Here is a 24,388-nt window from a genome sequence, read left to right on the forward strand (position 1 = left end):
AAATCCTCTTTTCCCCGCTGACAGACGGAAGAAGGCTTGATCTAAAAGCCTTAGACCAAGCCCTTGCTTCCGCTATTTAGCCGATGTCTTAATGTTGACGCCGACCGCCGTCCCGTTTCTGCTTGAATCGGCAACCCCCATAAACGTTCTGTTCTCCCGGTCAATGAAAATACTTTGGACATTGCCGATATCAACCGGATTCGCACCGAATCTGTGGCCGAAGTCATTGAGCTTCAGTCTGACATCCTCCGGCATTCCCGATTCATAGCGGTAAGAAGTCAGGCTGTTCGTATAGATTCTCGGCTCTTCAATCGCATCCTGAAGGCTCATGCCGTACTCAAAATAATTCAAGATCGTCTGGAAAACGGAAGCAATGATCGTCGTTCCTCCCGGGGAACCGACAGTCAGCACCGGTTTTTCGTCTTTAAAAACGATCGTCGGCGTCATGCTTGAAAGCGGCCTTTTATTCGGCTGAACTTCGTTCGCTCCGCCTGGAACCGCATCAAAATCGGTCAGTTCATTGTTTAAAAACAGTCCGTACCCGGGCACTAAAATCCCCGTTCCAAAAAGCTGTTCAATCGTAGTCGTATAAGAGACAACATTGCCCCACTGGTCCGTGACGGTAAAATGCGTCGTCTCCCCGATCGTCTTATCTTCAGGCTGAGGCACGATCTCATAATTCGGCTCTCCCGCCTCGTATTTCCATGGATCGCCTGCTTTCACATCGCGGTTCATCGAATCAAGGCTGATCAGCTGCTGCCGCTCCTTAATATAATCGGGATCGAGCAGCCCTGAGAGCGGAACATCGACAAATTCCGGATCGCCCGCATATGCCGCCCTGTCCGCATAGGCGAGGTGCATCGTTTCCGCGAGCAGATGATATTTTTCAAATGATTTTGGATCGTATTGGGATAAATGAAAATCATCAATCAATTTCAGCATCTGCAGCATGAACACTCCGCCTGAACTTGGAGGAGGCATGCTTGCGATATCATAGCCGTGGTACTCGCCCCAGATCGGCTTATCTGTTGTGACCTCATAGCGGGACAGGTCATCAGGTGTCATCGAACCCCCGAAATCCTGCACGACATCTGCTATCGCCCGGCCGATTTCTCCATCATAAAAGGCTTTTGACCCTTCTTTCCGTATTAATTTAAACGTCTTGGCCAAATCCTTTTGTACGAGGATATCACCTTCTTTCAAAGGTTCACCGTCGGGAAGGAAAATATCCTTTGCGGCCGTTTTGCTGAGCTTGTCCTGATGGTCCTTTATCGCATCGGCCAAAACCGAATCGATCGGGAACCCTTCTTCTGCAAGCTTAACGGAAGGCGATATCAAGTCTTCCATTTTCTTCGTTCCCCACTTTTTATGCGCTGCTTCGAGCCCTTTCAGCGTTCCCGGCACACCGACCGCATTTCCGTGTCTCGACCTTTCTGAAAAAGGAATCACCTTTCCGTCTTCATCCAAAAACATGTCAGGTTCGGCACCCTGTGGAGCACGCTCCCTGCTGTTGACGATCGACGTTTCCTTCGTCTCGCCATCGTAGACCATCATGAATCCACCGCCGCCGATTCCCGACATCATCGGCTCCGTTACATTCAGAGCATACTGAATCGCAATTGCTGCATCAATGGCATTCCCGCCCTTTTTCAACACCTCAGCTCCGATTTTTGATGCAAGCGGATGGGCCGTAGCCACCATACCGTCTTTCCCGACGGCGACTTTATCACCATCTCCGCCGCTCATAACCCCTTCTGCTTTTGACACCGGACTGAAAAAGCAACCAACCGCCAAGCACATCGCAACAACTAAGAAAGCTAACCGTCTCATCAGATCACCTTCCTTTCCAGTTTATTACTACTATAACAGGAAAGTGAACTGAAAATAAGGAAAACTCCCAATTTTCTATTTTTTTGAACCCAAACTCCCAAATTCCTCAAAAAAATCCTGTCATTCGTTCTTTTGACACAATTAGCTGAAAGGAGAAAACGCCTATTATCATCATAAAATCCCGGATGGCAGCTGGTGCTTGCGCCCACCTAAAAGATGTGAATATCTAAAAATTAAATGGTTTTTTTCGACTGCACCTGTTTTTTTTCGACAAAAAGTTATATAATATTTTGATGTGTGCATTGTCTCATTTAAACAATGGAGGGTTACAAATGTTGAAAAGAAAAAAAGACAAGTTTTCCGTGCTTTTGACGGAAATTGCAAAAAATTTAGACGAAACAGCTGAGTATTTTGTTAACTATAAAGTGACGAATCAGACAACCCTTAAAGAATTCGCGGATACCTTAAAAGAGTATGAGACAAAAGGAGATAATTATGTACATACGATGATTAAGGAGCTGAACAAAGCATTTATCACGCCGATCGAACGCGAAGACATCCTTCAGCTTACAAACAGCCTCGATGATGTACTCGACGGTATCGAACACTTTTCAGCCATGATGGAAATCTTCTCGATCACATCTTCAGATGAGCATATTGATAAATTCAGCGGCTATATCAGAGAATGCGCAAAAGAAATTCTGTTGACAATTGAATTGCTGGCGGAAAATCGCCTGACAGAAATTCAGCCGCACGCCATTAAAATTAAAGAATACGAACATAACTGCGATAACCTGCACCGCAAATCGCTGAAGAATCTTTTCGGGAAAGAGACCGATCCGATTAAAGTGATCCAGTACAGGGAAATCTATGAGACGCTAGAAGAAATCGCAGATTCATGCCAAAGTGTAGCAAACAATTTAGAAACCATCATAATGAAAAATGCGTAACGAGGGATTATAATGGATCTTTTATTTGTATTAACCATACTGATTGTCATCTTTGCTTTGGCATTTGACTTTATCAACGGTTTTCATGATACGGCAAATGCGATCGCCACCTCGGTATCGACAAAAGCGTTAAAACCAAGGCACGCCATTATAATGGCGGCAGTTATGAACTTCGCCGGCGCCATGACGTTCACAGGCGTAGCGAAAACCATTACGAGCGACATCGCCGACCCTTTCAAACTGGAAAACGGATCGGTCGTGATCCTTGCAGCTCTTATCGCAGGCATTACATGGAACCTGGTGACTTGGTATTTCGGCATTCCCAGCAGCTCATCCCACGCGATCATCGGAGCGATTGCCGGAGCTGTCATCGCATCGGAAGGATTCGCCGCGATTAAATACCACGGATTTATTAAAATTATCGAAGCACTTATATTATCGCCCATTTTGGCGTTTGTTTTAGGATATTTGATCTACAGCATCGTCAAAGTCATTTTTAAGAACAGCAATCTGGCCAAAACGAATAAGCGGTTCCGTCGCGTTCAAATCGCGACAGCTGCCATACAATCCTATACACACGGCACGAACGATGCACAGAAAGCGATGGGTATCATTACGATGGCTTTAATTGCGGGTAACTTGCACAGTACAACTGACATCCCGTTCTGGGTGCAGCTTGCATGCGCCACAGCCATGGGACTCGGAACATCTGTCGGCGGCTGGAAAATCATCAAAACCGTCGGCGGAAAAATCATGAAGATCCGTCCCGTCAACGGTGTCTCTGCAGATTTGACGGGAGCCCTCATCATCTTTGGTGCGACGATCGTCCATTTGCCTGTCAGCACGACACACGTCATTTCTTCATCCATTTTAGGCGTAGGCGCTTCCCACCGGGTGAAAGGCGTAAACTGGGGCACCGCAAAACGGATGTTGATCACATGGGTCATTACCCTTCCCATTTCGGCAACCATCGGTGCATTTGCCTATTTCATACTAGATTTATTCTTTTAATCAGCACACTCCCGTCCGAATCCAGGACGGGAGTTTTCATGTTTAAAAGAAAGCCGGCATAACAATAGAATAGGAACTGCACTATTTCTCGGGAAGAGGGAAACCAGTTATGCTGCTATTTTATCAATTCCTTGTTTGGCTCATTGTATTGGCGCTGGCTCTGTATGTGGCTGCCGTGTGGCGTTTTGAAAAAAAGCTCACCGAAAAAACGGTCGCGATCCGAAAAACGTGGTACCTGCTTTATGTTATCGGCGCCGTGATTTATTGGACGCACGATCCGCAGTCGATTTTCACAAACCCGCTTCATTACTTGATCGTTGCCGTTTTTTTCACGCTGACAGACGCTTTTATTTTCTTAAACGCTTACTTTAAAAAGCTCGGCAGCTCCGAACTCGCGACAGACACAAGAATGCTTCTCGAAGAAAACAACGACCTCCTCCACACATATCAAAACAGGCTGAAAACGTTTCAATACCTATTGAAAAACGAACCGATCCACATCTATTATGGAAATATAGAAGCATATGCAGAAGGGATCGAAAAGCTCATCAAACGATTTGCCGAAAAAATGAATATATCCGCTGCACTTTGCGAATATAATTCAGAAGAAAGCAAGGATCATTTGCTTGAGCATATGGAAAACCGCTTCGATGTTCAAGAAAAGCTTGAGCGCAAAGACGTTTATTATGAAGAAAACGGAAAAATGGTCCTCATTCCTTTTTCCATCCACGATTTTGACTATGTCATGAAGTTAACCTCAGAAGACCTTGTCACAGAATTTGACTACCTCCTGTTTACTTCTTTAACAAGCATCTATGATCTTCTGCTACCAAACGAAGAGGACGGTGACGACTGATGGAGCCTGCTTTTCAGCAAGACCATGAAAGCGCAAAAAAGCGCCTCGCCTTTAAAATGTTTAAAAAGCAATCCAAAACCAATATCGCGAAATACGAAGTCAGCCCCCATACCGAACGGATTTTCCGGCAAAACGAACGGCTGATCGGCGAGTATAAAAGAAAAAAAGCTTAACGAGGACGGGAAAATTCTCCCGTCCTTATTCCGTTTTCCCGTTTCATACATACAATAAACCAATCAACTAAAAGCGCTGAATTAGGTGATGCTGTGAAAAAACTGAAAAAACAAGTCAAACACGTCGATTTCGCAAAATTTGGCCTGTCAGACTATACCTCTCTTCTCAGAAGAAGAAGCGAGAAAATCATTAAAACGCTGAACAAAAGAAAAAACAAACCGTGAAGCCTGAACTTTCAACCTCCTTCCCTGCTGAGAAGGGGGTTTTTTATGCCTTCAGCAGTATGTGCATCATAAAGGATGCCCCTGTCCGCCTTCTGCAACAGATTGAGGCAGCTTCTCAGAACGTATCGGTTTCACAAACAAAGCGACGCAAATAGAACCTGCCACCGCCAGCCCTCCCGCAAGCAAAAAAGCGCTTGTGAAAGCCCCGGTATACTCGACGATGTACCCTGTAACGGTCGGACCGATAATACCGGACGTATTGGCAAGAAAGTGCATGAATCCGCTCACACCCCCGACCCTGTCCGGATGAACGATATCCTGTATAATCGCCCAGTATGTGATGCCGGTCAAATACAAAAAGAAAACCGATAGTGCGACAAGGGCAACAGCTCCAAACGCAGTCGTGACAAGCCCGGCAAATCCAATGCATACCGCCGCAGCCAAAAGGCAGCACACAAGCACGGCTTTTCTCGAAAACATCTGTTTGCCCGTCAGCTTGAACAGATAATCCGATATAAATCCCCCAAGCGCGAGACCGAGAAATCCGACAACCCACGGTATCATCGTTGCAACGCTCATATCGTGTATGCTCAGCCCCCGGGCTGACGTTAAATAGCTCGGAAACCACGTTAAGAAAAAGAATAAAATATAGTTGTAAGAAAAGAATGCGAACGCCGTAAACAGCACGGTCGGCTGCTTCAAATAAAAAGACAGCGGGATGCCGGTATCCTTTTTCGGACGCGCTTCTTTTTCAGGGGACAAACTGCGGGAGTCGTCCGGCTTATCTTTCATGAATTTCATCCAGAACCAAGTCCAGATAAGCCCGATGATCATGATCAACACAAAGGAAGCCTTCCACCCCCAATGGATCGCGATCAATCCGACGATCGGTCCTGAAATGGCTCCGCCGAGCGGCGTTCCGCACATCGTCATGCCAAGCGCCCTTGCTCTTTCTTTTTGCGGAAACCAATTGTTGACCGACTTGCTCGTTGCAGCTGACAGCGGACCTTCCCCCATGCCGAAAATGACGCGGATGATAAACAGTGAGACGAAATTATATGTCAGTGCAATGGCCCCGCTGAAAACCGACCATACGACCATTGCAGCCGACAGCGTATGTTTCGCTCCATACTTATCTGATGCCCAGCCGCCGATAAAATTAAAGATGGCATATCCGATGAAAAAACTGCTGAACAGCATGCCCATCTGCGCCGGACGTATGTTCAAATCTTCCTGAATAAAAGGAGCGGCGACAGACAATGCTGAACGATCCAAATAATTAATCACTCCCGCCAGAAAAAGCATCACGATGACAAACCCGCGGCCGTTTGAAAACATGGGCAACCCCCTCTTTCTGGAATTTAGAAAACGCTTTCATTTTATGTGGTATTACAGATGGATCAACACTTTCACAGGATTGGTTTCCGGAGCAAGTGCTGATTGAAATCCGTCAACAACATCGCGGAACGCAATCTGTCCGGTAACAAACCGGTTCGCATCCGCTCCGCCATCCCTGATGGCTTTTATCACCGTCTCAAAATCGCTTCTTAATGCATTGCGGCTGGATAAAATGGTCAGCTCCCGCTTGTGGATTTCAGGATCGGGCATGACCAGATGGCCGTGAACCAGCCCAACATAAATCAGCCGGCCCCCGTGTGCGGCGTACTGATAAGCGCTGTTCATCGATCCAAGGTGCCCTGTCGCGTCAAAGACAGCCGCCGGATAGTCGCCGTTCGTCAACCGTTTGATCTCATCCGCCGCATGTTCTCCCGCTAATACAACTTCATCGGCTTCAGCCCATTCACGGCTAAATGTGAGGCGCTCATTCCTGACATCCATCGCGATGACTTTCGCCCCCTTCAATTTTGCGAATTTCATCACGCTGAGCCCGATAGGACCCGCTCCAACGACAAGCACCGCTTCCCCTTTTTTGATATTTGCCCTTTCTGCAGCGTGGGCGCCGATGCTCAAACATTCAATGACAGCAGCTTCGCTGAGCGTCAATCCTTCTGTTTTTAACAGGTGGTCTGCCGGGATGTTTATGTATTCCCGCATGCCCCCGTCTGTATGAACACCGAGGACGTTCAGATTCACGCAGCAGTTGGGCCGGCCGTGCCGGCAGGCGATGCATGTTCCGCATTCCAAATAAGGAATAATTGACACTTGATCGCCAGGCTTAAGCGTTCCGCCGGTATCATCGATGCTGACAATTTCACCGGACAGCTCGTGTCCGAGCACCCTTGGATAAGAGAAAAACGGCTGTTTTCCGCAATAAGCGTGAAAATCGGTCCCGCAAATTCCGATCCGTTTGATGCGGACCAATGCTTCCCCATCCTTAAGTTCCGGTATTTTCACATCGGTCATTTTAAAATGATAAGGCTTTTCACACACAATCTGCTTCATGTATCGGCCTCCTTTATCGCATCGTTTAGACACCGGCATAAGCCGTAAACCCGCCATCCACCGGCACTGTTATACCGGTAACAAATCCGGACATATTCTCATCCGCCAGCCAAAGCAGCGTCCCCAGCAAATCTTCCGGGCTGCCGAAACGCTTCATCGGGGTGTGAGAGATGATCTTCTTTGCTCTGTCGGTAAATTCGCCGTTTTGATCAAGAAGAAGCCGTTCATTTTGATTGGTTAGGAAAAATCCCGGGGCAATGGAGTTGACCCTAATCCCCGTTTCGGCCAGATAGACGGCCAGCCATTTCGTGAAATTGTCGATGCCCGCTTTCGCAGCGCTGTAAGCAGGCACTTTCGTCATCGGAGTTTGAGCGCTCATTGAAGAAATATTGATCACGGATGCCCCTTTTTGGTTCAGCATCATTTTTGCAAATTGCTGTGTTGGAATGAAAGAACCGAGGAAGTTTAAATTGAAAACAGAACCGACATCATCGCAGTTCAGATCAAATAATGTCTTGATGTTGTCCTGGAAGAGGTGCTCGGAGTTGAATGTTTCATCTGATGTCGTGCCATTGGGGTGATTGCCGCCGGCCCCGTTCACCAATAGATCACAGCCGCCGAATCGGTCGGCCACAATGCGCTTCGCCCGTTCAACGCTTCGTTGATTGATGACATCACACTCAACGGCAATCGCTGCGCCGCCGGCTTTTCGAATAGCTTCGGCCACGAGTTCTCCTTTTTCAACGGTTCGATTAAGAATGGCAACATTCATACCCTGCCGGCCGAGCTCTCTCGCCATCGCGCCGCAAAGCACCCCGCTGCCACCTGTGATGACCGCAGTTTTTCCCGCTAAATTTTCATGGATTTCAAGCATTGTGAAGCCCCCTGTTCTTCTCTATTAAGCGAATCCCATATGCCCCATAAATACATGATACCGAGCGCCCTGTCATACAGTCCGTAGCCAGGCCTGCACTTTTCATCCCAGATGTGGCGGCCGTGATCCGGACGTACATAGCCTGAAAAACCTGTTTCATGGTAGGCTTTGACAATCCCGCAAATGTCAACGGTGCCATCTTTTGTTCTGTGCGATGTTTCGATAAAATCGCCGTTTTCGTAGACTTTGACGTTGCGGATATGGGCAAAGGGAATCCGGTCGGCATACGCACGGATCATAGCGGTAAGATCATTTTCGGGATTTGCGCCCAATGAACCGCTGCACAGTGTCACACCATTAGCCGGATGATCGACAAGCTGGAGAAGCCGACCGATGCTTTCTCCTGAGGTCATGATGCGCGGGAGTCCGAAAACCGGCCACGGCGGATCATCGGGATGGATCGCCATTGTGATTCCGCAGCGTGCGGCGGTTGGAATGATGTGTTCAAGAAAATAGTGAAGATGGCTCCACAGATCCTCCTCCGTCACATTTTGATAGGCTTCAAACAGCCTTGTCAGATGCTCCAGCCGCTCCGGTTCCCAGCCCGGCATCGTGAATTCGGGATGCTTGGCGATTTGATCGACAAGCGCAAAAGGATCGATTGTGTGCACCTTTGCGTGCTCATAAAACAGAGCGGTGGAACCGTCTGGAGCCTTTTTGTATAAATCGGTCCGCAGCCAGTCAAATACAGGCATAAAATTGTAGCAGATCACTTTTACGCCGGCTTTGGCCAAATTTTCAATCGTTCGCTTGTATTTTTCAATATACAGATCTCTCGTCGGCAGCCCGAGCTTAATATCCTCATGAATGTTAACGCTTTCAACAACTTCAATGTGAAAACCGTGCTGTTCACACTGCCGCTTCACTTCTAACATTTCTTCCAATGGCCACTCTTCACCTGGCGGCTGATGATGAAGCGCCCAAACGATCCCCTCTACACCGGGAATTTGCCTGATCTGCTCAAGGGTGACGGAGTCGTTTCCTTCTCCATACCATCTGAAAACCATTTTCATCACACTTCCTCCTCACCGATTCAATAAGATAAAATGATCTTTGTGACCTGATGGGGACAGTTTTTCGCTTTTTTCAACGCCTCTTCTATTTCTGTAAAAGGCATGATCTCAGTGACAAAAGATCGGGCTATTTCGGGGTTTTCATTCAAAAATTGAATGACGTCGGGAAATTGATTGACACTGTGTTTTGTTCCATAAATTTCAATATCTTTCTTTGTGAGAAGAAGACCCGGAATCGTCACATTTTCCCCCGTTAAGCCGACAATGACAATGCGCCCGGCGGCAGCTGCCAAATGGACGGATTGCTCAATCGTCGCGGGAATCCCGGCCGCTTCGAACACAATCCCCGCTCCTTCTCCGTCTGTCAGCTTCAGAATCATTTGCTCGGCATCCTCTTCACCAGGCTGTATAACGGCATCCGCACCGAATGCTTCGGCAAGCTCAAGCCTTTCCCGTACGGGATCAACAGCGATTACACGGGAGTCAAAGCGCTTTTTAAGCTGTGCCAAAATCGTTAACCCGATCGGACCCATTCCCAATATGACAATCGTTTCGCCTGTTTGAATAGCTGCCCGCCGAACCGCCTGCGCTCCGATGGAAAACGGCTCGCACAACGCTGCGGCTGCAAAATCCATTTGCTCAGGAATCGGATGGACATGCGTTTCCGGGACAATGATAAAATCAGCGAAGCCTCCTCTGCGAACCGATCCGATCATATCGATGTTCACACAGGCGTTTGTCCTCCCTTTCCGACAAGGGTAACAGCCTCCGCACGGAATAGCCGGTTCAATTACGACCCTTTCGCCCGCGGATCGCTCCCTCACCCCGGCCCCCGTTTTTTCAATGATGCCTGCGAGCTCATGACCAAAAATCTGAGGGTACTGTGCATATGGATTTGAACCGTCGTAAAAATGCACATCACTGCCGCAAATCCCGGCGGCCTTTACCTTGACAAGGACTTCGCCGCTGGCCGGTTCGGGACGCGGAACGTCGCGAAATTCAATTAAAAATGGCTTCGTCATCACCGCAGCTTTCACATCACCACTCCTTTAAAAGCGCTTACTTTTGAAATAACCGGGAAACTCATTAATGAGCATCTGTTTATCGACGATGACCAGCTGCAAATGCTCCTCGGCAATTTTCTTAGCTTTCGCCTTCTGTTTTGTTCGAATCGCTTCTGTTAATGCCCCGTGCTGCTGATGAATGGTATTCCAGTTAAAATCGGCGGCAAGCCTTAATAAACGGATTCTTTGGAAGGGAACGTTCATCTGCTGAATCGCAGCCCAAACATTCGCTTTTCCGCAGCCTTCAAAAATCGCCTGATGAAAAGCTTCATCCAATTCAAACAAACTTTCATAGTTTTTCTGTGTGATCGATAATTCCTGCATCTTCACATTCTGCTCCAACTTAAACATAGCTTCCTCCGGAAAGTCTTCACACGCCAGTTCAGCTACAGCCTTTTCCAGGTTTCCCCGCATAAACCTCGCTTCCTCCACCAGATCAAGATCAATTAGCGATACGCGGGTTCCTTTCTGCGGATAGACTTCGAGAAGCCCTTCTCTCGACAGCTGCAAAAAAGCCTCTCTGACCGGAGTGCGGCTGACTTCATACCGTTCTGAAATCTCTTTTTCCGATATCAGCTCACCCGGCACAAGCCGAAACTTCATGATTTCTTCCTTCAGCATCTGATAGATTTGGTCTCTGACAGACCGCGGGTTTAACTGTTTCATTGTCATGACTCTCACCTCCTCTCTGCCATACTACCATACAAGTATGGTTGTGGAATAGATATTTTTTGAAAATTTTAAAAATATAAAGGAACTTTAAAAGTTCCTTTATTTCAAGAGGGCCAGCATTTTCGCTTTTGTCTTCGGTCCGTATATTCCGTCCGCCCCCAAACCGTACATCAACTGAAAACGTTTCACCGCGTTTGCCGTCTTCACTCCGTAGTATCCGTCGATCCCGTGGTTTTTGGCCCCTTTATCAGGGTAATAATAAAGAGCCGCAAGGGCTGTCTGAATTTGTGTGACGGCCGTTCCTTTCATCAGCGGGCTTTTCACCTTATAAATGCCGGCGGGAAGAGTCCATGTCTTGCTCTTACCGCCCGCTGACGCTTCAGCGGCTGTGAGGGCTTTTTCAGTTGCCGGGCCGTAAATGCCATCGGCTTTAATTCCCGCTTTCTTTTGTAAAGAAGCAACCGCTTGCACCGTCTCGTTTCCGTAGCTTCCGTCCGCCCCGTATTTGGGCAGCGAAAAACCGGCCGCGATCAAGCGCGTTTGCAGCTTTTTCACATGAGCGCCTGACATTCCTTTTTTGAGTATAATGCCCGACGATGAGCTTGTTTTGCTGGTGGAGGCAGCCGACACGGATACGGTTTTCGTTCCCAAAAGGGCGTCTACTCTTTTACGGAAAGCTGACAATTGGCCGGCATCTTTCACCCACGGGGTTGGACAGCTTTTGTTAGTGACATCGTAATGGCGGACAATCCGATCTGTGGACAAACCGTATGTCTTGCACAAATCAGCTACAAGCTCTGCCGCATTGCGAATCGTCTTTTCATGGATGGTACCGTCTTTTTCCACGCACATTTCGACCCCGAGCGCCATGGTATTGGCATTCGGCTTCAGGAAGCTGACATAGCAGCGGTTTTGATCATGCGCATGATAAGCGACTTCCTGATCGGGAATAACATGCTGTGCCTCATGGCGGTCGACAAAATAGTGAGCCGAGGCATAACGCTTGTCAATAATGCAAGTGCCATTGAAATAATTGCGCTCATTTAAAGCGGAAGCCCCGGGCGTCGCCGTCCAATGCATGACAATTCCATTGACTGCCGCAAGCTTCAGCCCGGGACGGGTGTATTGATTGACTTTTACAAAGTTCTTGATGACTTTGACCAAACTTCATCATTCCTTTTCACATTCAATTCAGAAAGCCGCCTCAAAGACGGCTTCATTTCGTTAAACCTTTTTTCTGTAAAACCTCTTGTTGCATTTTCCCTTTGCTCGTCACATAGTTGTTCTTATACCAGGCAACCAGTGATGCAACGATCGTAAAAGCCGCAGACCCTGCCGAATACAGGGCATCCGCCAATGTATGAATCTGATCTTCGGCGACCGGTAAAACCGGCTTTCCAAACATGATCAACGTCTGATTGACCAGCGCAATAAAAAGAAGCACCGTCCTGACGACCGTGCCTTTGTCGATATGTTTCATCATCTTGTCCTCCCTTATTTCTGCAATAAATTATAAAAAACAGCGATCGCTCCGCCGATGATGCCGGTGCTGACCGCTGTAATGATCGCGCCTGTGATGCTGCGCTTGATCCAAGTTGTATTCTCTTCGATTTTGTTCAGCTTTTCGTTAATCGAGATGATTTGCTGATCGTGGCGGTCTGATGTTCGTTCGAGTGTGCTGACGCGCTGTTCGAGTGATTTTTGATCAGCTTTCATTTCCTGAACTTCTTTTTGGAAGATATCCAGTTCTGGTGCTTCCAGCATTTTAATTCCCTCTCTCATATTGTTTAAATGATTTTTTAAAAATCTATGTGGCTTTAAAACTAAATCCAAAACTGATATATTCATTTGGATTTACTGTATTCGAGCAGTTTTCGATCACGACATTACCATCAACACTCACCTGTAAGCGATGATACTGCGGAGTATTGGACATGCCCAGTTGAGATGCTACACCTACAAATTGAAAGGCGCGTGACGGCCGATAACCTTTCGGCAACACGAATGCAGGAATATTAAAACCAATCTTTCCTTTTGCAATTGCACCTTCTACAAATACCGTGCCGGTTGCATCTTTTGTATAACGGGCTTTCGTGCTATCCGCATAGTTAACCCATTCATTTAAAAGCGTTGGAAAGTGCCAAGTTAAGTTCGTCAGCTTTGCCTCAAGACTCTCAACGGAGACTAATTCTGTCCACTCAGTCCAGTTGCCACCGGATATTGTTTTCCGATAGGTTCTGTTTGCATTGTCAAACGCGATCACTTGACCATAGTTACCTAAAGCGTTGCAAGTCCAAATTCCTCGAACGGCCGCGCCTGGTCCGTTTGATGCTCCTGAAGCTGCCGTAAAATGTACCAGCCCGGTATAATGTGGGAGAACCGTTTGAAAGTCATCTTCAGCGCTTATATATACCTTTGCTTGTCCATCGTCCCCGGTAATATTAAAAATCTGGCTTCCGTTCCATTTATCTCTTTCATCCTCAGTAACATGCCGTGTTTGATCGTTATGATGCAAGTCAAATTCATCTTTTGTAGCCTGCCTTTTATTGATCACTTCCCCCAGACCGACCTGGGTTTTTGTTACACCATGCGGGTTATCCTTTTTCGAAGTGTGCCTGTCTGTATAGGCAGTTGAACGTTGTTCAGCTTCGGCGGCAAACTGTGCAATCGACTCATCATTTGTATTCAGCTGATCGATTACCTGATTAAACAAATCAGCGTGGGCTTTGTCCGTCGTCCGAAAAGGCTTCGGTTTTTGGATATCCAATTTATATTAACCTCCCTCTATGAAAAAGTAATCTATTGATTTTACTGTGCAGCCCTGAACTTAAATCCGAAAGTAATAAACTCGTTTGGATTTACGGTATTTGAACTGGATTGAATGCATACCCTTCCGTCAGTATCGATCAGTGTCCGGTGATTTTGCGGTGTTGATCCCGTACCTATGCTTGATGCAACACCAATAAAGTACATCGCTTGAATTGGGCGGAACCCCTCAGGCAGCGTAAACGCAGGAACATCAAAACCAATCGTCCCGCCCGTTATTGATCCGATGATTTCGACTTCACCAAGAACATTTTTACAAAACCGGACTTTGTGTGACCCATACTGTTTCCATCCATTTGTCAACGTTGGGGTCTGCCAAGCAACGTTTGAATCGGCGTTTGTGACTACTCTTTTCCATCCTCGAAACTGTCCATCTGTATGAACGGTTCCATGCCATAAAGTATTATCATAGCTCCGCCACGCATGGATGGTCTTTCTTCCGGCACCGGTTTCAATTACATCGTAATTGAACCAGGAGTCGTCGTTTTCTACAGGGTTGTTTTGAACAACATGGCCCATAGCATAATAAAAACCTGTCGGCAGCGTTAACAAATCCGTTCCGTCCGGCAGTTTTGTGCGCGTTCCATTACTATCTGTAATTTTATATAACTGTGCATTGTTCCATTTTTCCCGTTCATCTTCATTCACATGGAGATTTGTATTTCGTTCATGAGCATCAACCTTGGCTTGCGCACCATTAGTCGTTTCTTGGGTCTGCCATGGCGTCCATGTTGTTGAATCGGATTTTCTAAATCTAAAATACGACTGTTTCCCTTCGTACGATTCATAGGCAGCCTGAACTAAAGTATTGCCGAAGCTCATGACAAGCAAAAATATCCGATTTGATGAAGGTGGTGAGTTGATTCCTTCATTATAGATGAGATACATGCCTGTCTCTGTCAAAGTGTTAAAATCTGTTGTTTCTGAACTGCCTCTGTAAAAGACTTTTCCGTTATTTTCGGTTAATTTATATAACTGCCCTGCGCTCCATTTTTCCCGTTCTTTGTCAGTGATGTGAATCGAATGGTCGCTGGCATGCGCATCAGTATACGTTTTAGCCTTTTCTTCAGCTTCCTCAGCCCGCTTTGCAATCCGTTCATCGTTCACATTCAGCTGATCTATCGCTTCGTTAAATAAATCGGCATGGGCGCGGTCTGTCGTTTCAAAGCGTCTCGGTTTTTGGATGTCCACCTTGTTTCAGCTCCTTTAATAAATGTCGTCGATTTCGAAGACGAACTCGATGTCGCCGTCTTTTTGCTTGTCTGTCATCGTTCTGACCGCTGTGAATTTTCCGGCTTCATCGACAAGAGCAAGCTCGTTGATCGTCTCTCCTGCCAGTTCGCTTTCTCCCAAAGTGCATGTATAGCGGACTTTCGCCGGCTCCATGAAGACAAAGCCGTCGATTTCCTTTTGCAAGAGTTCGTTTTTCAGCGCCTGTTCGTTGCCCTGTAAAGCAACGGGTTCACCTTTATCGTTTGTACCTCCGTTTCCGAAAGCCATTTTTGTGATTTTGGTGAGCTTGCCCCCCTCAGCCCGTGCTTTTGCCATTTGCTGTCTCGCATAAAGCGTTGTCACTGTTAATTGTTGTGCCATTTTGATTTCTCCTTTACAATGCGATTTTTTGCGCCGCTGCTGCCAGCTGCTTCGTTCCGTCGAGCAAAAATGCGCCGTTTAACGTCCACCACTTCTCCCTCATTTCTAGCGAGCCTGCTTGCTTAAATTCATGCTCGCATTTGCAGCTGATTTTGAAGGACTGGATGTGTTTGTTTTGATTGCTAATGCAGGTTTTCATGCCTGCTTTTGTTTGCTGTTTCCGCCGGTTTTCAGCGGCCGCCTTTATCGTCAAGCTCGAGGCGGACCGGATGTATTGCCGCTTCTTGTGGCGCAGTGTGAGCTGCTGTTTAAACCTGCGGGGCAGACCGTCGATTTCTCGAAAACCGTTCAAGTAGAATGAATCATCAAGCAGATACTGTCCGTCCAAATAAACCGGTATCGTACCGAAAAATCCGTTTTTGCTTCTTAAAACAAGTCTGTTATGAATGCTTTTCGGCGGCCGATATTCATAATGAAACCCGCCCCGGAATGTATAAGCCAAATGGGCGGGCTTCATATGATTGACGGTTTGAATGATCGAAGGTATAAACTGCAGATCTTCACCGTTTACGCTCAGCAAAAAATGATACCGTCCAGCCGTCAGTCTGACGGATGCGGACGGCTGTTTTAAAAAGGCATTGACTGCGCGCTCGATCGAGCGCGCAGTAATCGGCGGAATATTGGACATCTTGGTTAACAGTCGTGCCCTTCGAATATCAACGCCGTCTGAAGCCTCGCGTCTGACATTCAAAATCTTTTCCCACCTGTCCAGCCCCCATGTGGCCGTCGTGACGAAAAGCTGGTCTGTTATATCGAAAATCTCTTGATTTTGCTTCTCAAATTCTGGCGCCTCGGCCGCTAAAATGTCTTGGATCTCCCGGATTTCCGTCAAGTATGGCGGCAGATGAAAAGCCATTTCATCAATCTTGCTCAATGATGGTCACCTGCCCCAGCTTTGGAATTTCCGTTTCTATCAACTGCAGATTTTTCGCTTCCCCGTTGATGAAGATTTCCGAATAGTCACTGACAGAGGACGATTCATAGATCATGTTGTTGATCTGCGAGAGACGGATGACGCTTTCTTTAAAGGCCATTTCTTTAAACAACGCTGTGATTTTTTCTACAATTTCCTGTTTAGCTTCATCGATCGTCCGGCCTGATTCAGGAATGATTTTTGCAGATATGCTGACGTCTTTCCAGACCGCACTTTCAACCGCAGTATAAGCTCCGATCGGCGCCATACCTTCCCCTTTTCCCGGATCGGGATCGATATATTGCTTGACTCTTTCGATTAATGCATCAGAGGCAGGTTCCATTTTCGCGTTTGTAATGACAACCTTTACGGTTCCCTCGCCATTCCACAGCGGAAAGACCTTCGCTTTACCCACGCCGTCCACTTCTTCGGCCCATTGTTTGTAATGCATCTGATTCGCGCTGACCGCTTCGCGGCGGACGCGGATCAAATACCTTTCATACAGCGATTCATCCGTCTCCTCATCACGGCCGGGAATTTCAAGACTTCCCACAACCGCCTTTTCAAGCCCTGGAATGGTATCGAGCGGAAGCAAAGGCCGCCCCGAGAGATTGGCGTTTCCTTTTGTCCCGGCCGTTTCACATTCAAGCTTGCCGTCTTCGAGCATGGTAAAATATAAGTCTTCCAGAAAGAAGCGAGTTCCGGGGGGAACCGATACGCCATCCGTAAAGGCTGCTGACCAAATGGCTTTGGACGCTTGATAGCGCTCAAGACCGGCCTCAGCCGCCCTTCTGTCCAAATATTCGCCCTCAGCCGTATCCGCATAAACCAAATTCAGCACTTGATCAAGCCAAATATAAGAAAGCGCCAGCTCGGCAGCTGCCGGGGCAAGCGCATTCCAAATAACGCTGTTTTCACGCTTGTCAATCTCATCCGAAACCCGCTCAAGCATGCGTTCCATAATCTCTTCAAATGTCTGGTTTTCAAACATTTTCCCCTATCACCTCCTCGATTTCCAATGTCCCTTCATCGGTTTCAACCGAAAAAGACACATGGAAGGCATCACCTTGACGCTCAATCTCGAAATCGGTTACCGCAGAAATTCGGTCGTCATATATGAGGGCTTCCTCAATCAGTCTCGGTATCTCCATTTCTTTATAAGCGTCGGTCGTTTCATGATCTGAAAGAACTTCCTGCAGCTCATTTCCGATGTTATGGCTGTAAACGGCGTATGCGTAGCGCTCAGTTCTCAGCGCCATGTAAACCATTTGTTCGACCGCTTCGAGTCCTGAAATCATATCACCCGTCATCCTGCCTGTTTCAAAATCAATTTTGTACGTTTTTGAAGTCTCAATCACTTCGCTGTCATCATCGATATCTTCAAAAGATACTTCCGGTGAAAGAGCCATCCGAGCCACCTCCTACTCCTACACTCTGTCTATCACGAAAAACGACTGCCCTCCAGGCATGGCGGCAATCATCACGTGGTCGCCGGCATGCAATTGGCTGTAAAAGCGAATCGTTTTGTCTTCTCCGTCAATCCGGATCTGTTCCGTATGTTCTGTCAAATGCCTGGCCACCACCAGTAAGTCGGAGGGGATCACCAATTTATCATGATTGCGGAGCTTCAGCTTGAGCGGAGAAGCGGACACGACTTCAGCCGGCATGACATCAACAGGCGATTCAGCGTTTACGGCTCCAAGAGCCAGCTCTTTTATCGCATCGCTTAATTTCATGAAGTCGCTCCTTCAGGTATTGTATTTTTCGCGACGACATCAATCGTCATCACATGCTTTGTCCCTGCAAAATCGTGTTTATCTTTATCAACCCAATAGGTTTCTTTAATGCCCGCTTCCGGAATCGATATATAAACCGGCAGTCCGCTTTGGACTTCCGGTATACCGAGCGCCTGTACGCTTTTCAGCTCTTTTTTGACGCCTTTCTTTTCAGCCTGTATCTTCTTCGCCCGGTCGCGCAGCTGCGCCTCGTTAATATCATCCGAAACCGTTTCTGTGTACTGGAGAATGCCGTATCTTTTCATACCGGCTTCATCACTGGCTGATGCGGTATAGGTTTTGTTATCTTTCTGCTTTCTCAGCTTCACCCGGGTTGCCGTTTCATCGATTGACGTACTGTAAGCGTAGTCCGTAATGTTCACACCTGTTTCCAAAACCCAGATATCCTCCGGCTCGGGCCATGCTCTTAAACACAGCTTTCCCTTTTCGGCATACAGCTGATAGTTTTTTCCGGTTTGCTTTTTTGTTTCCCGCAGCGCTTTTAAGATGATGTCATACAGGCTCGTATTGTCTTTAAAGACGAGTGATTTAATCGTATGTCCGGTGCTTGTGATCGCGCCTTTGGGAATTTGAAAATCGTTCGCAATTCGTTTGACAATGTCAGCGGCTGTTTTGTTCGAGAATACATAGACATCCTGGTTTTTCACCAAGTACTGAAGCATGTCGTACGCTTTAAACGTAAGCGTATATTCTTTCGGCACCCTGCTGAACACAATTCCGCGAAACAGTTCTTTTCCTTTCCATTTAAATAAAACGGTATCGCCTTCCTGCACGCTGTAATATTTATGGCTTCCCTGCTTGATCACAATCGACGCTTCGATCGAACGAGGCGCCTGGTACCTTTCTCCTTCCAATGTGACGCTTTCGGTGACAAGTTCATACCATTCGCTTTCTTTTATGACAAATAATTCGATCATCGCTATCCCCTGCTTTTGATTTAACAGAAAAACGCCGGTTCACCCGGCGCATCGTTTTATGGTATTTTCAGCTTTTGCCCCGGAAAAATCCAGTGCCCCGGCTGTTTGATGTTTCGCTTGCTTCGTTTGATCATCGCCTGTTTGTTCGCGTTCCAAATTTTCCGCCATTCCTGGCTGTTTCCGTAAAAACGGCCTGCGATGTGCCAGAGCGTATCGCCTTTTTTGACGGTGTACATTTTTGGAGCCGGTTTGGACGGCCGTTTTTTCTTCGTTTTCTTTTTTTGCTTGATCTTCCGAGGTGATGCTGTTTGATACTCTTTTAATGTGAGATCAAAATCCCGGTCACCGATATCCTTTTCACCCTCACGATGCGAAAAGTTTTCGATGCTGCATGTGAAATTGATCTTCGTGCCCGTGACGAGAAATTGAACCGTTTTTTTTGCTTTCATCCACTTCTCGATTTTGAGAATCGCGTTCTCCGGCGAAAGAAACCCTTTATATTCCGCAAGCGGAGAATACTTTTTCGGAAAATGAGACGAAAATGAAATCGTCTTTGCTCCCGGTTCATTGATAAATGTAACCTCGCCGAACTTTGACACCTTTACAGACTCGTTCGCAAGATTATTGCTGACGTCAAGCTGCTCGGGAAGCACAGGGAGGCGCAGCTTTTCCTTTCCTTGCGTCAGCCAAAATTCGTACACGGATTTAGTCATAAGCTACGCTTCCTTTCGTCCCAATATGAATATCCCGTTCAAGCTCATCGACAAGAGCGCGCTTGATTTTCGCAATCAATGTTTCCTGGTCGCGCTCACTGTGATAATGATTGTCGCCGGTAATATAGATGTTGACTTCTTTGGCGCCGTTTCCAGCCGGCTGCCGGGATCGGGCCCCGCCTGCGGTGGCTGCAGCCGCCTGACCGCTTGAAATGGAACCGGATCCTTCAGCGGGGTTATGCACTTCCATTCCGAGCGCGCCTGCAGCCCGTTGAAGCAAATATCTGCCGCGGATGCCGCGTTCTTCGGGAATGATCCATTCGCGCTTGCCGCCTTCACCCACGCGGGCGATCTGCTCGCTGGTGATCAGGCCGCCGTTGGCATAGCCTTTATAAGCTCCGCCTCTTGCCATGCTTTTAATCCCCGGCGTGTTAAATGGCGACCCGTATCGCGATTTGATGTAATTGATGGCCGCTACCGCGTTGTGAACAGGATTGAAAATATCATTCATTCCTTTTCCTTTGTACGCATTAAACGTTTGGCCGATCGTCTGCATCAAACCTCTGCTCGGGTCTCCCCGCTTGGCGTTAATGTCCCAGCCGTTAGAGGCGCGCGGATTTCCGCCGGATTCCTTTTGAGCAATGACAGAAAGCGGCTGCAGCCACGACGCCGGTGAACCGGTAGCCATGATCGCCTGCATTAGCCACGACTTTACATTTCCGCCGACGGCTCCGATTCCGGAAAACGCAGCTGCCAGTGAGCCCGCTTGTTTTTCCGCAAAACTTTTGACATCGACAGAACTTAAACCTTTGACAATCCCGACCGACGCAAAGCGCCCGAGATTCATCATGACCCGGGACGGAGAATGAATATCTAGTTCTTCGCGGAACGCTTTTTCCACTTTTTTCGCCAAGTTGTTTGCAGCTTGAGAAACTTCGCTGCCTTTTCCATTCATGCCGCTGATAAAGTGTCCAACCATTCCTGATCCCCAGCCTGCAGCCGACTGTTTTGAATCAAGGAACGGCTTGTTGATATTTTTATCAACATACTGCGATGTCCCGGTCGGTGTTGCATTTTGCCCGGATGCAAAGTTTTTGACTGTATTTGCGCCCCAGGAAGATGACGTTTTCACCGTTGTTTGATAAGGCACATTTACTTTTGCTTGAAGAAAACCGCCTGTTCCGGTCGCGGAAGCATTTTGCCCGGAAGCGAACCCGGCAACCGTCTGTTTGCCGTAATTAGACGATTCTGTCGGCAGGCTGCTAAACGGCTTGCTGATGTTTTTTTGCTTCCATTGATCAAGGGAAGGAGCGTTTGAGCCGATCCCTTTATCAAAGCCGCCGGTGAATTCCCGGCCGAAAGCCTGCGCCTCTGCCGCTATACTCCCGACGCCGACAGCAGGCGACACAGAAGCCGAATACGAAGCGGCGCTTGAAACCTGAGAAGAAGCTCCCCCGTCTCCCGCCGCGGCTCCCATGTCGTCAACAACGCGCATGCCGAGCTTGGTCGCGGCCTGGGCAAGCAGCATCTTCCCGCGTCCCCGGTTGTTTTCCGTCGGGATGACGAATTCGTTTCCGGCTTCACCGATCCAGGAGATGGTCGGTTTTGTGATGTAACCGCCTGTGGCATTTTTATCAGGATCTTCTCCTGTCATGAAGTTGATGACGGCATCAATACCGCCGCCAACCTTTTCCCATATTTTACCTACCCATCCGAATGCTTTCTCAAAACCGTCGCTGATCAATCCGGCAATCTTTACAATTGGCTTTTGAATATTTTTCTCAAACCAGCCGGCGACGCCTTCCCAAATGTCTGTTACCGTTTTTTTGGCCGCTTGAAATTTTTCTCCAATGGCTTCTTTTACGCTTGAAAACGTATTTTTTATCGGATTCCAAACCGTATTTATAAACCATGAGGAAACCGCGCCCCAAACTCTTTTAATCATGTTCCAGGTGAATTGAAAACGATTCCAAATTCCAGTTGCCACTTCAATGACTTTTGAAACTACGGGATTCCAAACATTTTCCGCAAACCAGCCGGCGACCGCCGTGAATGTCTCTTGTATCATCGTCCAGGCTGTTGTCAGCTGATTCCAGATGCCTGTTGCTACTTCAATGACTTTGCCCACAACCGGGTCCCAGACATTCTCTGCAAACCAGCCGGCGACCGCCATGAATGTTTCCTGAATCATCGTCCAGGCTGTTGTCAGCTGATTCCAGATCCCTGTCGCTACTTCGATCACCTTGCCGACAACAGGATTCCAGACATTTTCCGCAAACCAGCCCGCCACTGTCATGAATGTTTCCTGAATCATCGTCCAAGCTGTTGTTAACTGATTCCAGATCCCTGTCGCTACTTCGACCACCTTGCCGACAACAGGATTCCAGACGTTATCTGTAAACCATCCCGCTATCATCGACCAGTTTTCTTGAATGGCTCCGAGTGCCTCAGCCGATTTATCTTTAATCGTATTCCACGCTTTCACGACACCGCCATTGTCATCGAACATCTTCCCGAAATATTCACCGATGCTTGAACCGCCCAAGCTTCCGACCATACCTCCAATGGCACCGCCGATTGCCGTCCCCCCCACAGGGAGAATAGCTGTGCCAATTGCCGCACCTGCTGCTGCACCAGCTAAACCGCCGCCAATTCCTCCGCCTGCCGAACCGACTTTTTCGCCTGCGTTTTCTTTGTTCATATCCATTAACTCAGTCGCTGATAAAAGCGCTCCAGCATATGGGAGGGCTTTGCCTCCAACTTTCCCCACTTTTCGAAGACCTTTCATAAACTTGCCGCCGGATCTGTTTCTTCCCGATCCTGTTTCTCCATTAGTAGTGGTTTCTTCACTTCCTGGCCTGCTGCTTGTTGCAGGTTCATTGATTATAGAACCTCCGCCTCCCCCACAGCAGCAACAACCGCCTCCACTTTCTTCACCTTTAAACAGCTTACCGAGGATGGCATCAAACGATTTGTCCCAAATCTTCTCCGGCAGCCCCTTCACCCATTCAACAAATTTACTTTTACCCGCCTTTAGAATTTCAGTCCATATGGCCTCTGCTTTCCCATCCTTACCTTTGTTGTCTTCATCCTGTTCCGTTTTTACAATTGCGTCAATTTTAAGGATACGTTTGGCCTCGATGCTGTTAAGCTTTTTTTGCAAGGCATTCAATTTCGCGGTGGCCTGGTCGTTAATCGTAAGGGTGGCTTGATATTCCCTTGCTAAATGATTTTTCAAATAGGAGGAAATCCTGCTGGCTGTCTGGGTGATTTTATCAATGACATAGAGCGTTGCAGAGTATCCTTTTTGCAATACACCCTTCATGTAGCCGGAAATTTTTTGAACAGCCGGGGTGACTCGGTCGTTAACGGCTGCAGTTAAGAAGTATTCAGCTGATGACAAATCAGACATGATGCTTCTGATCTTTTGAATGCCCGGTGTTGCCTGATCATTTATTACAATTGAAAATTGATAATTGCCAGGCAGCTTTTGCTTAAGCTGATTTGAAATATTGTCAATCGTTTTGCCGGCTTTATCAACTGCTGAAATTTCAAGCTGCCATGATTTCAGGTTGGCTTTTAAGAAAACATTTAGTTTTTTCAATGTTTTCTCTGCTGTTTTTGTTTTTATTTTCATTGTGAACGGGCGGCTAAGCTTTTTTCGTCTTTTTTCCAGGTCTTTAAACCCCTTCTGAATCCTTCGCAGCTTCTTAGATACCCGGTCTTCAAGTTCAAAACGTGCCGTCAGTTTTGCCATGGATTATGTACCTCCTTTCCTCGCTTCTTTTTCCAAGATTTGAAGTTTGTAGCTGATGAGTCCGTATAAAAATGCCTTAAACGGTTTTGGGGCTTCGTACAGCTCCCGGAGCTGGGATGGAGAATAGTGAAGTTCGTGCATCGCAAAATAGAGATACACTGCTTCTTTATTCCCATCCTGGATTAGTTTTTTGCTTCTTCTTCCAGATCTTCAAGGTCGTCTTCAAAGCCGTTGATTTCAATCGCTTTGTTGAGCCAGTTCGCATATTCCCCTCCGACTGACAGAACGCGTTTGGCTACTTCGACCGGGTCGGCCGTTTGATAGGCTTCTCTTAATTCCTTTGAACGGAAATCAGGATAGATCGTCGATTCAATGGCGATTCGGGCGTAAAAGCGCTGGGTGTCGAGATCCTTGACGCGGCCCCTGCCTTTGATGTTTTTATAAGTCGTATTTTCTTTTTCAAGCTCGTCAATGCGCTCGGTTGTAATCGGCTTAAACACAAACGGAATGACATTGCCCTTTTTATCGACGAACCGCTTTGAGATCGGCACTTTGATTTCCTCGGCTTCAACGGTTTGTCCCGGCATAAAAAAGGATAAATCATATACTTTTTCTTCTTGTTTTTCGCTCATGTCTGCTTGCTCCTTTAACATTCAATTTTTAAATTGGCAATGAAAAAGCA

27 protein-coding genes are annotated in these 24,388 nt (G+C 47.3%); 5 read left to right on the forward strand and 22 right to left on the reverse strand.

What is annotated here, in order from left to right; genetic code table 11:
• Positions 1-72 precede the first annotated feature (72 nt).
• Positions 73-1,830, reverse strand: a complete 1,758-nt coding sequence (ggt, locus tag LQ247_RS19310; RefSeq protein ID WP_025811589.1) for a gamma-glutamyltransferase — start codon at positions 1,828-1,830, stop codon at positions 73-75.
• A gap of 332 nt (positions 1,831-2,162) precedes the next feature.
• On the opposite strand from ggt, the gene LQ247_RS19315 reads away from it, so the two are divergent.
• The 5 genes from LQ247_RS19315 (at position 2,163) to LQ247_RS19335 (ending at position 5,045) form a co-directional block, all read left to right on the forward strand.
• Positions 2,163-2,780, forward strand: a complete 618-nt coding sequence (locus tag LQ247_RS19315; protein WP_023856737.1) for a DUF47 domain-containing protein — start codon at positions 2,163-2,165, stop codon at positions 2,778-2,780.
• A gap of 12 nt (positions 2,781-2,792) precedes the next feature.
• Positions 2,793-3,791, forward strand: coding sequence for an inorganic phosphate transporter (locus LQ247_RS19320; protein WP_075212749.1), 999 nt, complete (start codon positions 2,793-2,795; stop codon positions 3,789-3,791).
• 109 nt (positions 3,792-3,900) lie between these two features.
• Entirely contained in the window at positions 3,901-4,647 is a 747-nt protein-coding gene (locus LQ247_RS19325; RefSeq protein WP_023856735.1) for a type II toxin-antitoxin system SpoIISA family toxin, read from the forward strand.
• Positions 4,647-4,820 carry a type II toxin-antitoxin system SpoIISB family antitoxin gene (locus LQ247_RS19330; protein WP_023856734.1) on the forward strand — a complete coding sequence of 58 codons (174 nt, stop codon included), beginning with the start codon at positions 4,647-4,649 and terminating at the stop codon, positions 4,818-4,820. The genes LQ247_RS19325 and LQ247_RS19330 overlap by 1 nt, the downstream gene beginning before the upstream one ends.
• Positions 4,821-4,913: 93 nt before the next feature.
• Complete coding sequence (locus LQ247_RS19335) at positions 4,914-5,045, forward strand: hypothetical protein (protein ID WP_023856733.1); 132 nt, start codon at positions 4,914-4,916, stop codon at positions 5,043-5,045.
• Between the two features lie 66 nt (positions 5,046-5,111).
• On the opposite strand, the gene LQ247_RS19340 is transcribed toward LQ247_RS19335, so the two are convergent.
• The 21 genes from LQ247_RS19340 to LQ247_RS19440 form a co-directional block, all read right to left on the reverse strand.
• Positions 5,112-6,383, reverse strand: a complete 1,272-nt coding sequence (locus tag LQ247_RS19340; RefSeq protein ID WP_026579844.1) for an MFS transporter — start codon at positions 6,381-6,383, stop codon at positions 5,112-5,114.
• Positions 6,384-6,434: 51 nt separating this feature from the next.
• The gene (locus tag LQ247_RS19345) at positions 6,435-7,448 is read right to left on the reverse strand and encodes a zinc-binding alcohol dehydrogenase family protein (RefSeq protein WP_231006448.1); all 1,014 of its coding nucleotides are present in this window, start codon (positions 7,446-7,448) and stop codon (positions 6,435-6,437) included.
• 25 nt (positions 7,449-7,473) lie between these two features.
• The gene (locus tag LQ247_RS19350; protein WP_195257763.1) at positions 7,474-8,322 is read right to left on the reverse strand and encodes an SDR family oxidoreductase; all 849 of its coding nucleotides are present in this window, start codon (positions 8,320-8,322) and stop codon (positions 7,474-7,476) included.
• Positions 8,298-9,395, reverse strand: a complete 1,098-nt coding sequence (gene uxuA, locus LQ247_RS19355) for a mannonate dehydratase (RefSeq protein WP_035338920.1) — start codon at positions 9,393-9,395, stop codon at positions 8,298-8,300. Before uxuA ends, LQ247_RS19350 begins: the two co-directional genes overlap by 25 nt.
• 20 nt (positions 9,396-9,415) lie before the next feature.
• Positions 9,416-10,432, reverse strand: a complete 1,017-nt coding sequence (locus tag LQ247_RS19360) for a zinc-binding alcohol dehydrogenase family protein (RefSeq protein WP_231006449.1) — start codon at positions 10,430-10,432, stop codon at positions 9,416-9,418.
• 12 nt (positions 10,433-10,444) lie between these two features.
• Positions 10,445-11,131 carry a GntR family transcriptional regulator gene (locus tag LQ247_RS19365; RefSeq protein ID WP_231006450.1) on the reverse strand — a complete coding sequence of 229 codons (687 nt, stop codon included), beginning with the start codon at positions 11,129-11,131 and terminating at the stop codon, positions 10,445-10,447.
• Between the two features lie 99 nt (positions 11,132-11,230).
• Positions 11,231-12,295 carry a peptidoglycan recognition protein family protein gene (locus LQ247_RS19370; RefSeq protein WP_231006451.1) on the reverse strand — a complete coding sequence of 355 codons (1,065 nt, stop codon included), beginning with the start codon at positions 12,293-12,295 and terminating at the stop codon, positions 11,231-11,233.
• Positions 12,296-12,347: 52 nt separating this feature from the next.
• Complete coding sequence (locus LQ247_RS19375) at positions 12,348-12,611, reverse strand: phage holin (RefSeq protein WP_026579849.1); 264 nt, start codon at positions 12,609-12,611, stop codon at positions 12,348-12,350.
• A 14-nt stretch (positions 12,612-12,625) separates the two neighbouring features.
• The gene (locus tag LQ247_RS19380; protein WP_026579850.1) at positions 12,626-12,895 is read right to left on the reverse strand and encodes a hemolysin XhlA family protein; all 270 of its coding nucleotides are present in this window, start codon (positions 12,893-12,895) and stop codon (positions 12,626-12,628) included.
• A 43-nt stretch (positions 12,896-12,938) separates the two neighbouring features.
• Complete coding sequence (locus LQ247_RS19385) at positions 12,939-13,898, reverse strand: hypothetical protein (protein ID WP_231006452.1); 960 nt, start codon at positions 13,896-13,898, stop codon at positions 12,939-12,941.
• A 41-nt stretch (positions 13,899-13,939) separates the two neighbouring features.
• A complete protein-coding gene (locus LQ247_RS19390; protein WP_231006453.1) occupies positions 13,940-15,148 on the reverse strand; it encodes a pyocin knob domain-containing protein in 1,209 nt (402 codons plus the stop codon).
• A 15-nt stretch (positions 15,149-15,163) separates the two neighbouring features.
• The gene (locus LQ247_RS19395) at positions 15,164-15,550 is read right to left on the reverse strand and encodes a phage tail-collar fiber domain-containing protein (protein ID WP_020451034.1); all 387 of its coding nucleotides are present in this window, start codon (positions 15,548-15,550) and stop codon (positions 15,164-15,166) included.
• A 13-nt stretch (positions 15,551-15,563) separates the two neighbouring features.
• Positions 15,564-16,484, reverse strand: a complete 921-nt coding sequence (locus tag LQ247_RS22370) for a YmfQ family protein (RefSeq protein WP_231006454.1) — start codon at positions 16,482-16,484, stop codon at positions 15,564-15,566.
• On the reverse strand, positions 16,471-17,514 hold the full coding sequence (locus tag LQ247_RS19405) for a baseplate J/gp47 family protein (protein WP_231006455.1): 1,044 nt from the start codon (positions 17,512-17,514) through the stop codon (positions 16,471-16,473). Before LQ247_RS19405 ends, LQ247_RS22370 begins: the two co-directional genes overlap by 14 nt.
• On the reverse strand, positions 17,507-17,932 hold the full coding sequence (locus LQ247_RS19410; protein WP_106070985.1) for a DUF2634 domain-containing protein: 426 nt from the start codon (positions 17,930-17,932) through the stop codon (positions 17,507-17,509). Before LQ247_RS19410 ends, LQ247_RS19405 begins: the two co-directional genes overlap by 8 nt.
• An 18-nt stretch (positions 17,933-17,950) precedes the next feature.
• On the reverse strand, positions 17,951-18,259 hold the full coding sequence (locus LQ247_RS19415) for a DUF2577 domain-containing protein (RefSeq protein ID WP_023856723.1): 309 nt from the start codon (positions 18,257-18,259) through the stop codon (positions 17,951-17,953).
• Complete coding sequence (locus LQ247_RS19420; RefSeq protein ID WP_106070984.1) at positions 18,256-19,236, reverse strand: XkdQ/YqbQ family protein; 981 nt, start codon at positions 19,234-19,236, stop codon at positions 18,256-18,258. Before LQ247_RS19420 ends, LQ247_RS19415 begins: the two co-directional genes overlap by 4 nt.
• Positions 19,237-19,292: 56 nt before the next feature.
• Entirely contained in the window at positions 19,293-19,949 is a 657-nt protein-coding gene (locus LQ247_RS19425; protein ID WP_026579858.1) for a LysM peptidoglycan-binding domain-containing protein, read from the reverse strand.
• Positions 19,942-23,706, reverse strand: a complete 3,765-nt coding sequence (locus tag LQ247_RS19430) for a transglycosylase SLT domain-containing protein (RefSeq protein WP_231006456.1) — start codon at positions 23,704-23,706, stop codon at positions 19,942-19,944. Before LQ247_RS19430 ends, LQ247_RS19425 begins: the two co-directional genes overlap by 8 nt.
• A gap of 3 nt (positions 23,707-23,709) precedes the next feature.
• On the reverse strand, positions 23,710-23,847 hold the full coding sequence (locus LQ247_RS19435; protein WP_095290311.1) for a hypothetical protein: 138 nt from the start codon (positions 23,845-23,847) through the stop codon (positions 23,710-23,712).
• A 41-nt stretch (positions 23,848-23,888) separates the two neighbouring features.
• A complete protein-coding gene (locus LQ247_RS19440) occupies positions 23,889-24,338 on the reverse strand; it encodes a phage tail assembly chaperone (RefSeq protein ID WP_023856720.1) in 450 nt (149 codons plus the stop codon).
• Positions 24,339-24,388: the final 50 nt, after the last annotated feature.

The sequence above is a fragment of the Bacillus sp. BS3(2021) genome, assembly GCF_021043345.1.
Classification (GTDB): domain Bacteria; phylum Bacillota; class Bacilli; order Bacillales; family Bacillaceae; genus Bacillus; species Bacillus paralicheniformis.

Coding starts and splice junctions, on each gene's coding strand:
- ggt (WP_025811589.1), bottom strand. CDS start 1,830: ATGAGACGGTTAGCTTTCTTAGTTGTTGCGATGTGCTTGGCGGTTGGT.
- LQ247_RS19315 (WP_023856737.1), top strand. CDS start 2,163: ATGTTGAAAAGAAAAAAAGACAAGTTTTCCGTGCTTTTGACGGAAATT.
- LQ247_RS19320 (WP_075212749.1), top strand. CDS start 2,793: ATGGATCTTTTATTTGTATTAACCATACTGATTGTCATCTTTGCTTTG.
- LQ247_RS19325 (WP_023856735.1), top strand. CDS start 3,901: ATGCTGCTATTTTATCAATTCCTTGTTTGGCTCATTGTATTGGCGCTG.
- LQ247_RS19330 (WP_023856734.1), top strand. CDS start 4,647: ATGGAGCCTGCTTTTCAGCAAGACCATGAAAGCGCAAAAAAGCGCCTC.
- LQ247_RS19340 (WP_026579844.1), bottom strand. CDS start 6,383: ATGTTTTCAAACGGCCGCGGGTTTGTCATCGTGATGCTTTTTCTGGCG.
- LQ247_RS19345 (WP_231006448.1), bottom strand. CDS start 7,448: ATGAAGCAGATTGTGTGTGAAAAGCCTTATCATTTTAAAATGACCGAT.
- LQ247_RS19350 (WP_195257763.1), bottom strand. CDS start 8,322: ATGCTTGAAATCCATGAAAATTTAGCGGGAAAAACTGCGGTCATCACA.
- uxuA (WP_035338920.1), bottom strand. CDS start 9,395: ATGAAAATGGTTTTCAGATGGTATGGAGAAGGAAACGACTCCGTCACC.
- LQ247_RS19365 (WP_231006450.1), bottom strand. CDS start 11,131: ATGACAATGAAACAGTTAAACCCGCGGTCTGTCAGAGACCAAATCTAT.
- LQ247_RS19375 (WP_026579849.1), bottom strand. CDS start 12,611: ATGAAACATATCGACAAAGGCACGGTCGTCAGGACGGTGCTTCTTTTT.
- LQ247_RS19380 (WP_026579850.1), bottom strand. CDS start 12,895: ATGCTGGAAGCACCAGAACTGGATATCTTCCAAAAAGAAGTTCAGGAA.
- LQ247_RS19395 (WP_020451034.1), bottom strand. CDS start 15,550: ATGGCACAACAATTAACAGTGACAACGCTTTATGCGAGACAGCAAATG.
- LQ247_RS19405 (WP_231006455.1), bottom strand. CDS start 17,514: ATGTTTGAAAACCAGACATTTGAAGAGATTATGGAACGCATGCTTGAG.
- LQ247_RS19410 (WP_106070985.1), bottom strand. CDS start 17,932: ATGGCTCTTTCACCGGAAGTATCTTTTGAAGATATCGATGATGACAGC.
- LQ247_RS19415 (WP_023856723.1), bottom strand. CDS start 18,259: ATGAAATTAAGCGATGCGATAAAAGAGCTGGCTCTTGGAGCCGTAAAC.
- LQ247_RS19420 (WP_106070984.1), bottom strand. CDS start 19,236: ATGATCGAATTATTTGTCATAAAAGAAAGCGAATGGTATGAACTTGTC.
- LQ247_RS19425 (WP_026579858.1), bottom strand. CDS start 19,949: ATGACTAAATCCGTGTACGAATTTTGGCTGACGCAAGGAAAGGAAAAG.
- LQ247_RS19430 (WP_231006456.1), bottom strand. CDS start 23,706: ATGGCAAAACTGACGGCACGTTTTGAACTTGAAGACCGGGTATCTAAG.
- LQ247_RS19435 (WP_095290311.1), bottom strand. CDS start 23,847: ATGCACGAACTTCACTATTCTCCATCCCAGCTCCGGGAGCTGTACGAA.
- LQ247_RS19440 (WP_023856720.1), bottom strand. CDS start 24,338: ATGAGCGAAAAACAAGAAGAAAAAGTATATGATTTATCCTTTTTTATG.